Annotated in this window: 9 protein-coding genes; 5 read left to right on the top strand and 4 right to left on the bottom strand. The window is 67.6% G+C overall.

Annotation, left to right across the window (positions count from 1 at the left end):
- Positions 1-14: 14 nt before the first annotated feature.
- Positions 15-887, bottom strand: coding sequence for a PhzF family phenazine biosynthesis protein (locus ACUVWL_RS12010; RefSeq protein ID WP_014646278.1), 873 nt, complete (start codon positions 885-887; stop codon positions 15-17).
- A gap of 75 nt (positions 888-962) precedes the next feature.
- On the opposite strand from ACUVWL_RS12010, the gene ACUVWL_RS12005 reads away from it, so the two are divergent.
- The 3 genes from ACUVWL_RS12005 to murD all read left to right on the top strand — a co-directional run bounded on the left by ACUVWL_RS12005 (position 963) and on the right by murD (position 6,376).
- Positions 963-3,557 (top strand): bifunctional aspartate kinase/diaminopimelate decarboxylase, encoded by a 2,595-nt coding sequence (locus ACUVWL_RS12005; protein ID WP_164077021.1) that lies wholly within the window; start codon positions 963-965, stop codon positions 3,555-3,557.
- 76 nt (positions 3,558-3,633) lie between these two features.
- Entirely contained in the window at positions 3,634-4,986 is a 1,353-nt protein-coding gene (murL, locus tag ACUVWL_RS12000; protein ID WP_014646280.1) for a UDP-N-acetyl-alpha-D-muramoyl-L-alanyl-L-glutamate epimerase, read from the top strand.
- Positions 4,967-6,376, top strand: coding sequence for a UDP-N-acetylmuramoyl-L-alanine--D-glutamate ligase (gene murD / locus ACUVWL_RS11995; protein ID WP_014646281.1), 1,410 nt, complete (start codon positions 4,967-4,969; stop codon positions 6,374-6,376). The genes murL and murD overlap by 20 nt, the downstream gene beginning before the upstream one ends.
- A 77-nt stretch (positions 6,377-6,453) precedes the next feature.
- Here murD and ACUVWL_RS11990 read toward each other — a convergent pair whose 3' ends face one another.
- The gene (locus ACUVWL_RS11990) at positions 6,454-7,047 is read right to left on the bottom strand and encodes an SMI1/KNR4 family protein (RefSeq protein ID WP_180835685.1); all 594 of its coding nucleotides are present in this window, start codon (positions 7,045-7,047) and stop codon (positions 6,454-6,456) included.
- Positions 7,048-7,180: 133 nt separating this feature from the next.
- Here ACUVWL_RS11990 and ACUVWL_RS11985 point away from each other — a divergent pair, with 133 nt between their 5' ends.
- Positions 7,181-7,972 (top strand): dienelactone hydrolase family protein, encoded by a 792-nt coding sequence (locus tag ACUVWL_RS11985; RefSeq protein ID WP_126411811.1) that lies wholly within the window; start codon positions 7,181-7,183, stop codon positions 7,970-7,972.
- 173 nt (positions 7,973-8,145) lie between these two features.
- Here the strand turns inward: ACUVWL_RS11985 and ACUVWL_RS11980 are convergent, their stop codons facing one another.
- Positions 8,146-9,144, bottom strand: a complete 999-nt coding sequence (locus tag ACUVWL_RS11980) for a polyprenyl synthetase family protein (protein WP_197606151.1) — start codon at positions 9,142-9,144, stop codon at positions 8,146-8,148.
- A gap of 214 nt (positions 9,145-9,358) precedes the next feature.
- Between ACUVWL_RS11980 and ACUVWL_RS11975 the strand changes: the two genes are divergently transcribed.
- Positions 9,359-10,972, top strand: a complete 1,614-nt coding sequence (locus ACUVWL_RS11975) for an alpha-glucosidase family protein (protein WP_032957799.1) — start codon at positions 9,359-9,361, stop codon at positions 10,970-10,972.
- A gap of 212 nt (positions 10,973-11,184) precedes the next feature.
- On the opposite strand, the gene ACUVWL_RS11970 is transcribed toward ACUVWL_RS11975, so the two are convergent.
- The gene (locus tag ACUVWL_RS11970; RefSeq protein WP_053494617.1) at positions 11,185-13,941 is read right to left on the bottom strand and encodes a TonB-dependent receptor; all 2,757 of its coding nucleotides are present in this window, start codon (positions 13,939-13,941) and stop codon (positions 11,185-11,187) included.
- Positions 13,942-14,022: the final 81 nt, after the last annotated feature.

Below are 14,022 nucleotides of genomic sequence, written 5' to 3'. Positions count from 1 at the left end.
CCTTTTTTCGTGCGCTACCAGCGAAGGTGGCCGTCGATGACCGGCTGCACCTGGCCGCCGATCCAGACCGTGCCCTGCGCGTCGACCTGCACCTGCACGTGGCCATCGCGGCCGACTTCGCGGCCCTGGCTGGCCACGTAGTGGCCCTCGCGGCCGGGCAGGGCGTTGCGCTGCCGCAGCCAGGCAGCGATCAGGGCATTGGCGCTGCCGGTGACCGGATCTTCCGGCACGCTGGCCGCATCGGCGGGGCAGAATGCGCGCACCACGCGGGTGTGGTCGGTACCGGCTTCGTCGGCGAATACGGCCACGCCGGTGGCCTCGGTGGCAAGGCTCCAGTCGCGCAGGGCGGCCATGTCCGGCGCCAGGCCGCGCACAGCGGCGGCATCGCGCAGCGGCAGCAGCCACCAGCGCGCGCCGTTGTCCCAGAGTTCGGGCACGTGCCCGTTGGCGGCGAGGGCCAGCAGTGTTTCGGGTGCCGCATCTGCGCCAGTCGCCAGTTGCCGCGCCGGTGGGCTGGCCAGCTGGATCTGGAGTGCCTCGGCCGGGCCGCTCACCCGCACGGGCAGCACCCCCGCCGCGCACTGCTGCAGCAGGGCGCCGTCGCGAGGCTGGGCCAGGCCGCAGCTCACCGCCGCCCAGGCCGCGCCGACGCTCGGGTGGCCGGCGAACGCCAGCTCTCGGGTCGGGGTGAAGATGCGGATGTGGTAGTCGGCGCCGGGCGCGCTGGGGCGCAGGAAGAATACCGTCTCGGACAGGTTCAGCCAGGCGGCCAGGGCCTGCATCTGCTCGCCGGAGAGCGCATCGGCGTCCAGCAGGGCACCCAGTGGATTCCCGGTTCCGGGGCGGGAGGCGAAGACATCGAGCTGCAGGTAACGGAGGAGGGCCATCTACGGGGATATTGCGCTTAGAATCAAAGGTTCCGCCCCCGAGGGCGGCTTCCCCACATTCTACATAGCCAATCCATGTCAGCTTCCCCCCTTGTCGATCGTTGGATCGTACTGAAGTTCGGCGGCACCTCGGTGTCGCGTCGTCACCGCTGGGACACGATCGGGAAGCTGGCGAAAAAACGCGCGGAAGAGACCGGCTCGCGCGTGCTGGTGGTGGTGTCGGCGCTGTCCGGGGTCACCAACGAGCTGACCGCGATCGCCGATGGCGCGCCGGACAGCCGTGATCGCGTGGCCGCGCTGGTCGAACGCCATGAAGGCTTCCTGGCCGAACTGGGCCTGGGCCGCGAAGTACTGGCCGAGCGCCTGGCGGCACTGCAGGGCCTGCTCGACGACCCGCGTGCGGCCACCCGTCCGCTGCAGTGGCAGGCCGAAGTGCTGGGCCAGGGCGAACTGTTGTCGTCCACGCTGGGCGCGGCCTACCTGCACGCCTCGGGCCTGGACATGGGCTGGATGGATGCCCGCCAGTGGCTGGACGCGATGCCGCCGCAGCCGAACCAGAGCGACTGGTCACAGCGCCTGTCGGTGAACTGCCAGTGGCGTGCCGACGCGGAGTGGATGCAGCGCTTCCGCGCGCAGCCGACCCGCCTGCTGATCACCCAGGGTTTCATCTCGCGGCATGCCGATGGCGGTACCGCCATCCTCGGCCGTGGTGGCTCGGATACCTCGGCGGCGTACTTCGGCGCGCTGCTCGGCGCCAGCCGCGTGGAAATCTGGACCGATGTGCCGGGCATGTTCAGTGCCAACCCGAAGGATGTGCCGGACGCGCGCCTGCTGACCCGCCTGGACTACTACGAGGCGCAGGAAATCGCCACCACTGGTGCCAAGGTGCTGCATCCGCGCTCGATCAAGCCGTGCCGCGATGCAGGCGTGCCGATGGCCATCCTCGATACCGAGCGTCCGGAACTGCCGGGCACCAGCATTGACGGCAGTGCTGCACCGGTACCAGGCGTCAAGGCGATCAGCCGCCGCAACGGCATCGTGCTGGTGTCGATGGAAGGCATCGGCATGTGGCAGCAGGTCGGCTTCCTGGCCGATGTGTTCAACCTGTTCAAGAAGCATGGCCTGTCGGTGGACCTGATCGGTTCGGCCGAGACCAACGTCACCGTGTCGCTGGACCCGTCCGAGAACCTGGTCAACACCGATGTGCTGGCCGCGCTGTCGGCCGACCTGTCGCAGATCTGCAAGGTGAAGGTGATCGTGCCGTGCGCGGCGATCACCCTGGTCGGCCGTGGCATGCGTTCTCTGCTGCACAAGCTGTCGGACGTGTGGGCCACCTTCGGCCGCGAGCGCGTGCACATGATTTCGCAGTCGTCCAACGACCTGAACCTGACCTTCGTCATCGACGAGGCCGATGCCGATGGCCTGCTGCCGATCCTGCATGCCGAGCTGATCGACAGCGGTGCGATGCCGGTGGAAGAAACCGAAGTGTTCGGCCCGCGCTGGCGCGAGATTGCCGGCACCGTGCGCCCGCGCGGCACGCCGTGGTGGCGCGGCCAGCGTGCGCACCTGCTGCAGCTGGCCGATGCCGGTACGCCGCGCTATGTCTACCACCTGCCGACGGTGCGCGCCCGCGCCCGCGCGCTGGCCGCGATCAAGCCGATCGACCAGCGTTACTACGCGATCAAGGCCAACAGCCACCCGGCCATCCTGCAGCTGCTGGAAGCCGAGGGCTTCGGGCTGGAGTGCGTCTCGTACGGCGAGCTGAAGCATGTGTTCCAGCACCTGCCGGAGCTGTCGCCGCGGCGCGTGCTGTTCACTCCCAGCTTCTGCCCGCGCAGCGAGTACGAGGCGGCGTTCGCCCTTGGCGTGACCGTCACCGTCGACAACGTCGAAGCGCTGCAACGCTGGCCGGACCTGTTCCGCAACCGCGAGCTGTGGCTGCGCGTCGACCTGGGGCGTGGCGAAGGCCACCATGCCAAGGTCCGCACCGGCGGCAAGGAGTCCAAGTTCGGCCTGCCGATCGCCCGCGTGGACGAGTTCGTGCGCGCGGCCTCCGAGCTGGGCAGCCGCGTGGTCGGCCTGCATGCGCACCTGGGCAGTGGCGTGGAAACCGCGCAGCACTGGCGCCTGATGTGCGATGAGCTGGCCGGCTTCGCCCGCCGCATCGGCAGCGTGCACACCATCGACATCGGTGGCGGCCTGCCGATTCCGTACAGCGACGAAGACGAGCCGTTCGACCTGGACGCCTGGGCCGAGGGCCTGGCCGAGGTCAAGGCGCTGCACCCGGCATTCCGCCTGGCGATCGAGCCGGGCCGCTACCTGGTGGCCGAATCGGGCGTGCTGCTGACCCATGCCACCCAGGTGGTGGAAAAGGACGGCGTGCGCCGCGTGGGCCTGGATGCCGGCATGAACACGCTGATGCGCCCGGCCCTGTACGACGCCTGGCACGACATCGAGAATCTCAGCCGCCAGGGTGGTTATGCCGAAGCGGCGTTCGATGTGGTCGGCCCGATCTGCGAATCCAGCGATGTGTTCGGCAAGCGCCGCAAGCTGCCGGTGTCAACTGCGCCGGACGACGTGATGCTGATCGCCGACGCCGGCGCGTACGGCTATGTGATGGCCAACACCTACAACCAGCGGATGCTGCCGCGCGAAGACGTGATCGAATGACCACCGCGCGCGCCCTGCACCCGCCCACCGACACGCCCCGCGCCATCGCGCGGGCCCGTGCCTGACCGGATACACCATGACTGCTTTCGACAAACACCAGGTTTCCCGCTTCCGCTTCGTCCGCTGCGAATTCGCCGCGGATACCGGCGTGGCCAGGCTGGTCTACGCCTTTGATGACGGCCCGGAGATGGTGGAAACCATCACCGTGCCCGGCGCCCCGTTCGTGCTGGACGAAGCGCGTAGCGCCGCCGTGCAGCGCGCGCTGCAGCTGCTGCACCTGATCGCCGGTGTCAGCTACTACAAGGCCGGCGTACCGGATACGGTCAGCATCGACAGCTACAGCATCGATGCCGATACCGCCGCGCTGGTGGAGACCATTTACCTCAACGGCCTGGGCGAATTCGCCTACCGCAACGGCCTGAACCTGCGCGGCCGCTTCCGGTTGCCGGTGCAGGGCGTAGCTGCGCAGGCGCCGGCGCTGGGCCTGCAGCCGCACGCGCTGGTGGCCATCGGCGGCGGCAAGGATTCGCTGGTCAGCATCGAAGCGCTGCGCCGTGCCGGCGTGGACGAGACCGTGACCTGGATCGGTGGCTCGCAGCTGATCCGTGCGTGCGCCGAGCGCACTGGCCTGCCGACCTTGAACCTGGGCCGCACGCTGGCACCGGAACTGTTCGAGTTGAACCGCCAGGGCGCCTGGAACGGCCATATCCCGGTGACGGTGGTGAACTCGGCGATCATGGTGCTGGCCGCGTTGCTGCACGGCGTGGACCAGGTTGTGTTCTCCAACGAGCGCTCGGCCAGCTACGGCAGCCAGATTCCAGGCACCGGCGAAGTGAACCACCAGTGGTCCAAGGGGTGGGCCTGCGAGCAGGCCTTCGGTAGCCATGTGCAGAAGTACGTGGCGGCGGACCTGCAGTACTACTCGCTGCTGCGCCCGATGTCCGAGCTGGCGGTGGCCCGCCAGTTCGCCAAGAGTGACTTCTACGACGCGCATTTCTCCAGTTGCAACCGCAACTTCCACATCCTCGGCGAGCGCCCGGTGAACCGCTGGTGCGGCGTCTGCCCGAAATGCCATTTCGTGTTCCTGGCGCTGGCCCCGTTCATGCCCAAGACGCGCCTGGTGCGCATCTTCGGCCGCAACCTGCTGGACGATGCCGAGCAGGCCGGTGGCTTCGATGCGCTGCTGGAATTCCAGGACCACAAGCCGTTCGAGTGCGTGGGCGAAGGCCGCGAATCGCGTGCGGCGATGGCGACCCTGGCACAGCGCCCGGAGTGGAAGGAAGACGTGCTGGTGAAGCGCTTCTGCAACGAGATCCAGCCGCAGCTGGATGCCGCCGAACTGGAACTGGCACCGCTGCTGCAGCTGCAGGGCGAGCACCGTGTTCCAGCTGCGCTGTGGGAACGGGTGCGTGAAGATTTCGAAGCTTGAAGGAAAGCGCGTCGCGCTGTGGGGCTGGGGCCGTGAGGGCCGCGCCGCGTTTGCGGTGCTGCGCGCGCGCCTGCCCACGCTGGCATTGAGCCTGTTCTGCCCGGTGTCCGAGGTCGAGGCGGCGCGTGCGGAAACGGAGGGCGCGCTGGACGTGCGTGGCGAGCCTTCCGCTGAAGCGCTGGCCGCGTTCGACGTGGTGATCAAATCGCCCGGCATCAGCCCGTACCAGCCGATCGCGCTGGCGGCTGCAGGGCAGGGCACCAGCTTCATCGGTGGCACCGCGCTTTGGTTCGCCGAACACGCGGCCGACGATGGCATCGTGCACGACACCGTGTGCGTGACCGGTACCAAGGGCAAGAGCACCACCACCGCGCTGGTTGCGCACCTGCTGCGTGCCGCCGGCCATCGCACCGGCCTGGTCGGCAACATCGGCCTGCCGCTGCTGGAAGTGCTGGATCCGCAGCCCGCGCCGGAGTACTGGGCGGTGGAACTGTCCAGCTACCAGACCGGTGAGGTGGCACGCAGTGGCGCCCGCCCGCAGGTGGCGGTGGTGCTGAACCTGTTTCCGGAACACCTTGACTGGCACGGCAGCGAACAGCGTTACATCGAAGACAAGCTGCGGCTGGTGACTGAAGCTGCACCGCGCATCGCTGTGCTCAACGCCGCCGATCCGCACCTGGCCGCGCTGTCGCTGCCCGACAGCGAAGTGGTCTGGTTCAACCAGCCGCAGGGCTGGCACATGCGCGGCGACATCGTGCATCGCGGTGAGCAGGCCGTGTTTGATACCTGCAACACGCCGCTGCCAGGCCGCCACAACCGCGGCAACCTGTGCGCGGTGCTGGCCGCGCTGGAAGCGCTGGGGCTGGATGCCGTAGCGCTGGCACCGGCGGTGCAGGACTTCCGTCCGCTGCCCAACCGCCTGCAGCGCATCGGCGTGGCCGATGGCCTGACCTACGTCAACGATTCGATCAGCACCACGCCGCATGCCAGCCTGGCCGCGCTGGAGTGCTTCGCCGGCCAGCGCATCGCGCTGCTGGTGGGGGGGCATGACCGTGGCCTGGACTGGACCGATTTCATGCAGCACATGGCGCACGATGTGCCGCCGGTGGAGATCGTGACCATGGGCAGCAACGGCCCGCGCATCCACGCGATGCTGCAGCCGTTGGCCGACGCCGGTCGCTTCGGCCTGCATGCGGCGGGCGATCTCGCCGAGGCGATGGCCTTGGCGCGCGCCGCGCTGGGCGAACAGGGCGGGGTGGTGCTGCTGTCGCCGGGTGCACCGAGCTTTGGTGCGTACCGCGACTACGTGGCGCGTGGCCGTCATTTCGCCGCGCTGGCCGGGTTCGATCCGGACAGCATCAGCGCGATTCCGGGGCTGGGTATCGGGTAAGGGGTCGGATCCCTTTCCGCAGGAAAGGGCTCTGACCCCGGCGGGATCCTGTGCAGCTATCCACGCATGGCGTGGATCTACAGATCTTCGTCGATGAACGCGTAATCGCCGTCAATCAGCTGCTGCAGGTAGGCGTCGAAGCTGGGCGCGATCACCGCGTAGCTGTCCGGATCGTGCAGGTAGCGCACCACCTGGCCGACCGTGCCGCCCGGCGCGGGATCGAAATCCAGGTACAGCATCGAGGTGCCGCCGTTGTTCATGCAGTGCGAGAAGCACAGGCGGCGGTTCATCGGCAGATCGGCGTCGATGCCCTCACCCAGGATCTCCGGTTCGTCATCCAGCCACTCTTCGTAGATCGAACGGATGCTGTCGTCCCACTGCTGCTGGTCTTCGAAGATCTGTGCGACCGACCGCAGGTAGTACGGATAGCCGCCGTCCTCAACGTCCGAGCCGAGCATCAGCACGCAGACCTCGCCGCCGGGGTATTCGCGGAAGTGGGTGCCATCCACGCGCGACAGCAGTTCGACCAGGCTGTCCGGCACCTGCGGCCACTGCGTGCGCAGGCGCTGCAGGTCTTCGGCGCTGGCGCCCTGGACGTGGATCCATTGCGAGGCGTCGTCAGCAGGCAGGCGCGGGTTCAGGCCAGACAGAAAGCGGTCAACAACGTTCATACGGAAAAAGGGGACGGAGGGGATTAAGTCGTATCCAACCACACCTGCGTCACGTCGCCAATGCAGAATGCGACGCGGGAGGGGCAAATGCGGCTTAATCCCCTCCGTCCCCTTTTTCTTGCGGAGCAGACGCATGAATCGTTGGCGATGCGGTGTGGCGGTGATCCTGGGGCTGGCGGCGATGCCGGCGTGGGCGGCGATGAAGACCCAGCCGGTGGAATGGAAACACCAGGGCACGACCTTCAGTGGCGTGCTGGTCTATGACGACGGCGACAACGACAAGCGCCCGGGCCTGGTGATGGTGCCGAACTGGAAGGGCGTGAACGAATCGGCGGTCGAAAAGGCCAAGCAGCTGGCCGGCGATGACTACGTGGTGCTGGTGGCCGATGTGTACGGCAAGGGCGTGCGGCCGAAGACCGATGCAGAGGCCGGGCCGGTGGCAACCAAGCTGCGCAATGACAGGCCGCTGCTGCGCGCACGTGCGCTGGAGGCGGTGAACGTGCTCAGGGCGCAGGCGGGCAAGGTGCCGCTCGATGCCGGCCGGATCGGCGCGGTGGGCTTCTGTTTCGGCGGCACCACGGTGCTGGAACTGGCCCGTGCCGGTGCGCCGCTGGCCGGTGTGGTCAGCCTGCACGGTGGGTTGGGTTCACCGCTGCCGGCGCAGGCCGGTGGCAGCCATCCGTCGGTGCTGGTGCTCAACGGCGCAGACGACAGGAGCGTGACTGCCGAGGACATCGCTGGCTTCCAGAAGGAAATGGACGCGGCCAAGGTCGAGTGGGAATTCACCAACTACAGCGGTGCGGTGCACTGCTTCGCCGAGCGCGATGCCAACAGTCCGCCGGGCTGCCAGTACAACGAGCGGGCGGCGAAGCGCGCGTGGAAGGCGCTGGATGAGTTCTTCGAGGAACGCTTCGAGAAACGTTGATTCGTGCAGTGGTAGTGCCGGCCGCTGGCCGGCAACCTCATGATGCTGCGGATGTCATCGGGAATGCCGGCCAGCGGCCGGCACTACCGATGCTTCAGTGCCGACCAACGCTCGGCACCCACCGGAATGCCGGTTTGGTGGGTGCCGACCGTTGGTCGGCACACCTCAGCCGGTCAATGCGAGCGCTGCACCGCGTAGCGGGCCAGGCCGCGCAGGGCGGCCACGGCATCGTTGTCGCCCAGGCCGTCGAGCGCGCGCTCGGCGGCTTGGGCATATTCCTCTGCACGCGCGCGGCTGTACTCCAGGCCGCCGGTGGCACGGATCGCGGCCAGCACTTCCGGCATCGCCGAGGCGTCACCGTCCTGCACGATGGTGCGCAGGCGCTCGCGGGTGATGTCGTCGGAGTGGGCCATCGCGTGGATCAGCGGCAGCGTGGCCTTGCCCTCGGCGAGGTCGTCGCCCAGGTTCTTGCCCAGCTCCTCGGCGTTGGCCGAGTAGTCCAGCACGTCGTCGGCGATCTGGAACGCGTAGCCCAGGTGCATGCCGTAGTCGAACAGGGCCTGCTGGGTCGCTTCATCCACGCCGCTGGCCAGCGCGCCCAGGCGGGTGCCGGCGGCGAACAGCACCGCGGTCTTGCGCTCGATCACGCGCAGGTAGGCGGCTTCGTCGGTGTCCGGGTTGTGTACGTGCAGCAGCTGCAGCACTTCACCCTCGGCGATGCGGTTGGTGGCGTCGGCCAGGATCTGCATCACCGGCATGCGCTCCAGCTCGACCATCAGCTGGAAGCTGCGCGAGTACAGGAAGTCGCCGACCAGCACGCTGGGCGCGTTGCCCCACAGTGCGTTGGCGGTGCTGCGGCCACGGCGCAGGCTGGATTCGTCCACCACGTCGTCGTGCAGCAGGGTGGAGGTGTGGATGAACTCGATGATCGCCGCCAGCTGGTGGTGCTCCGGGCCGGCCTGGCCGACCGCATGGCCGGCCAGCATCACCAGCATCGGGCGCAGGCGTTTGCCGCCGGCGGAAATGATGTGGTCAGCGATCTGGTTGATCAGCACGACGTCCGAGGACAGCCGGCGCCGGATCAGGGCGTCGACGGCGGCCATGTCGGCCGCGGCAAGCGACTGGATCTGGGGCAGGCCCAGGGCGGGACGGGTGTCTTCGGTGATGGTCATGCGATCAGGCTTTCAGGCTCACCACCGATTATAGGCGCTGGCCGTGAATTCGGGCGCAAACCGGCCCGAGCGGCAATTCCAGCCCGGCCTGCGCGGCCCTCCGCGTGAATACGTATGCAGGTTGCGCCATGCCTGGGAGCCCGCCGCTAAGCTTGCCGGATCAGGATTTCGGCCCGCTGCCGGCGGGTCCCGCATGCCCGGAGGGGGGCTGTCGATGTCGCACTATCCATGGTGGCGCGGAGCCGTCATCTACCAGATCTACCCGCGCAGTTACCTTGATGCCAACGGCGATGGCGTGGGCGATCTGCCCGGCATCATCCAGCGCCTGGACCACATTGCCGCGCTGGGCGTGGATGCGATCTGGATCTCGCCGTTCTTCAGGTCGCCGATGGCCGACTTCGGCTACGACATCGCCGATTACCGCGATGTCGACCCGCTGTTCGGCAGCCTGGACGACTTTGACCGCCTGTTGGCCAAGGCCCACGGCCTGGGCCTGAAGGTGATGATCGACCAGGTGCTGAGCCACACCTCGATCGAGCATGCGTGGTTCCGCGAGAGCCGCCAGGACCGCAGCAATCCGAAGGCCGACTGGTACGTCTGGGCCGACCCGCGCGAGGATGGCACCCCGCCCAACAACTGGCTGTCGCTGTTCGGCGGCTGCGCCTGGCAGTGGGAGCCGCGCCGTGAGCAGTACTACCTGCACAACTTCCTGGTCGACCAGCCGGACCTGAATTTCCATCATCCGGACGTGCAGCAGGCGACCCTGGACAACGTGCGCTTCTGGCTCGACCGCGGCGTGGATGGCTTCCGCCTGGATGCGATCAACTTCTGCTTCCACGACGCACAGCTGCGTGACAACCCGGCCAAGCCCGCCGACAAGCGGGTGGGGCGCGGCTTCAGCCCGGACAACCCGTACGCCTACCAGTACCACTACTACAACAACACGCAGCCGGAGAACCTGCCGTTCCTGGAGCGCCTGCGCGCGCTGCTGGACGAATACCCGGGGGCGGTCAGCCTGGGCGAGATCTCTTCGGAAGACTCGCTGGCCACCACGGCCGAGTACACCCGCGATGGCCGCCTGCACATGGGCTACAGCTTCGAGCTGCTGGTGGACGACTACAGTGCGGCCTACATCCGCGATACGGTCTCGCGCCTGGAAGCAGCGATGACCGAAGGCTGGCCGTGCTGGGCGGTGTCCAACCACGATGTGGAGCGCGCGGTCAGCCGCTGGGGCGGCCACCCCGCCGACCCGCGCCTGGCGCGGATGCTGGTGGCGATGCTGTGCTCGCTGCGCGGTTCGGTCTGCCTGTACCAGGGCGAGGAGCTGGGCCTGGCCGAGGCCGAGGTGCCGTTCGAGGCCCTGCAGGACCCCTATGGCATCACCTTCTGGCCGAATTTCAAGGGCCGTGACGGCTGCCGTACCCCGCTGCCGTGGACCGATGCACCGCTGGCCGGCTTCACCACTGGCCAGCCCTGGCTGCCGATCCCGGCCGAACACCGGGCCGCGGCGGTCGCCGTGCAGGAGCGCGACCCGCATTCGGTGCTGGCGGCGTTCCGCGCGTTTCTGGCCTGGCGGCATACCCAGCCGGCCCTCCTGCATGGCAGCATCAGATTTCTTGAAAGCGCCGAGCCCGTGCTGCTGTTCGAGCGTATGCTTGCAGATGAAACCCTCCTGCTGGCCTTCAACCTGTCGGCCGAAGCGGTGAGCCATCCGCTGCCGCCGGGCAACTGGCAGCAGGTGGTGGTACCGGGCCCGGATGCGGGCACGGTGCAGGGCAATGAACTCCAGCTGCCGCCACGCGCGGTGTATTGCGCCCGACGCAGCTGACCGTTTTCTCCGGTGGCGGTACTTGCGGGGACGGGGCCGAAGCGCCCCGTCCCTTTTTTGTGGCTGGGCCTTGCCGACCAGCGGCCGGCATCCGCGCAAAGGAAAACCCGCTGCCTGCGCAGCGGGTTTCCGGTCCTGCTCCCTGTTTCCTGTTGCCGGCCAGCGGCCGGCACTACCGGGTCCGGGGCTGCCGGGCAGGGCCCGGCGCTGCCTCAGAACTTGTAGTTCACGCCCAGCATGTAGGTGCGGCCCCATTCGATGTACTCCAGCGGGCGGTCCTTGCTGCCGGCGTAGGTGCGGTACGGCTCGTTGGTCAGGTTGCTGCCCTGCAGCAGCAGGGTCAGGCCACGCAGGGCGCTGCTGTCGCTGAAGGTGTAGCTGACCTGCGCATCGGTCACGTTTTCGCCGACGACATAGCGCAGGCTGCGGTTGCCGTTGAAGTTGCCGATCTCACCGATGAAGTCCGACCGCCGGCGCTGGCTGACGCGTGCTTCAAAACCGCTGCGCTCGTAATAGGCAGTGAAGTTGTACACGCGCTTGGACAGGCCCGGCAGGCTGATCGGGTCACTGCCCACGCTGGAGGCGCTCTCCGGATCCAGGATGGTGATGTCGCTCTTGTTGAAGGTCGCGCTGGCCTGCAGGCCGAAGCCACGCAGGCTGTCGGTCAGCATGTCCAGCGGGAACGATGCGGTCAGTTCCAGGCCCTTCAACGTGCCGCCCTTGCCGTTCTGCGGCGCGGAGAAGGTGCCGGTGGTCAGCACCGGCGCGGTCATGCCCGGCGGCGGCACGTAGCTGCCCAGCAGCGCGGTGAAGTCGTAGTTGTCCACCGATTGGGTATAGACGTAGCTCTTCAGGTCCTTGTAGAAGATCGCGGCAGCCACGTAGGCCTTCTCGCCGAAGTACTTCTCATAGGACAGGTCCAGCGCGGTGGCGCGCCACGGATCCAGCAGCGGATTGCCACCACTGCCGCCCGGCCGGCCGGTGCCGGTATCCACGCCGAACTCCAGGCCGGCGCGCATCTGGTCCACGCGCGGGCGCGCGACCTGCTTGGCGGCGGCGAAGCGCAGCGTCTGCTGGTGGGGGAACATGAAGGCCAGGTTCAAGCTCGGCAGCCAGTCGTTGTAAGTGCGGCCGTTCGAATACGGCTGCACGTTGTTGCCGGCTGACTGCGAGCTGTCCCAGTAGCGCGAATCCGAGCTCTGGTCGGTGTGCTGCATCTGCACGCCGATGTTGCCGCGCACGCCCACTTCACCGATGTCGGTGTTGATGTTCAGGCGCGCCCAGGCGGTGGTGATCTTCTCTTCGACCGTCCACGACTTGGGGATCAGGTAGTCCAGGTTGTCGACCGGGTTGAAGGTCATGTAACGACCCACAGCGGCCGGTACGTTCCAGGCCGGGATGGTGCCGAGGCCGGCGAAGCCCAGGTCCACCGGACGGTACTGCAGGTCCGAGGCGATGTTGGCATCGCCCTGTGCGCCGAGCAGGATGTTGCCTTCGGACTGGGTCTTCACCTTGCGGCGGTCGGCATAGTTCACGCCGATGTCGATGTCCGGTGCCCACGAGGCGATGGCATCAGGAAGGGCGATGGTGGCAGCCAGCTTGCCGCCCTTCAGGCGGTCTTCCACCTGCGGCACCTTGCCGTAGCCGGAGCCGTAGATCGTGTTGGTCAGGAACAGTGCATCGGGGTTGGAGTAGTTCAGGCCCGGTGTGATCTGCGAGAAGCCGTCCTGGCGGATCGACACGCCGACCGTATCCAGTTGCGGCATCGGGGTCAGCTGCAGGTTGTTTTCCAGGTTCAGCTCGTCGCGCGTGGCCTTGGAGTAGTTCAGGTCGGCGACCAGCTTGACGCCGCCGAAGTTGAACTCGTTGTTCCAGCCGAACGCATCGATCTTGTCCTTGCGCTTGTTGTACATGCCGCGCACCAGCGGATACACGCCGCTGGCGGTGCCGCCGGTGAACGAGCCGTTGGCGTTGACCTGCGGGTTGCTGACCAGCAGGCCCGGGGTGTAGTTGCCGTTGTAGTTGCTGAGGTTCAGCTCGAACTGGTTGGCGGTGTCGATCTGCTCGGCTTCGGTGTGGAAGGCATCGAAGGTGCTGGTCCAGCTGTTGTTCGGGCGGAACTGGATCGTGGCCATCACGCCGTCGCGCTTGTTGTTGCCGGTGCGGCGCAGCGCCTTGATGCCATCGGAGAAGTAGGTGCCGGCACCCACGCCCGGGCGGTCGCCCTTGTCGGTGTGCTCGGTGGTCCACGGCTCGTACAGGCCGACCTGGTTCTCCTGGATCGGCATGTCGCTGTGCGCATAGCCGATGGCGATGCCCAGGGTCTTGTCCAGGAACTGGTCGATGTAGCTGGCGCTGAAGCGGTTGCCGTACGGATCGGTGTTGGCGGCGCGGCCCAGCGAGCTCTTCTGGTAGCGGCCACTGACCGCGATCACGCGCTCGCCGAAGCTGAGCGGGCGCGCGGTCTGCATGTCGATGGTGCCTGACAGGCCCTGGCCGACCAGCGCCGCGTCCGGGGTCTTGTACACCGTCACGCCGTTGACCAGCTCGGACGGGTACTGGTCGAACTCGACGCCGCGGTTGTCGCCGGTGCTGACCACTTCGCGACCATTGAGCAGGGTGGTCGCGAAGTCCGGCGACAGGCCGCGCACGCTGATCACCTGCGCACGGCCGGCCACGCGCTGGGCGGCCAGGCCGGGCAGGCGCGAGATGGATTCGGCGATGCTGACGTCGGGCAGCTTGCCGATGTCTTCAGCGGAGATTGCCTCGACCACCGAGGTGGCGTCCTGCTTGACCGCGATCGCGCTCTCGATGCCGCGGCGGATGCCGGTGACCTGCACCGTATCCAGGTTGGTGGCGGCGGTGCCGGCCGGCGTGGTGGTGTTCTGCGTGGACTGTGCCGACGCCAGCGTCGGCGCCAGGACAACGGCCAGCGCGATGCTCAGCGCGCTGCGCTTGTGGTTCAACATTTTCCCCTCCCAGGCAATGTTGCAGATCGATTTGTGAGCGTTCCGGCGGGGCCGTGAACGTGCGACGCGGTGGCCGCTGTC

The organism is Stenotrophomonas muris (genome assembly GCF_052751275.1).
The sequence above is the reverse complement of the archived record's forward strand: the minus strand, read 5'-3'. Positions and strand labels throughout refer to the sequence as shown.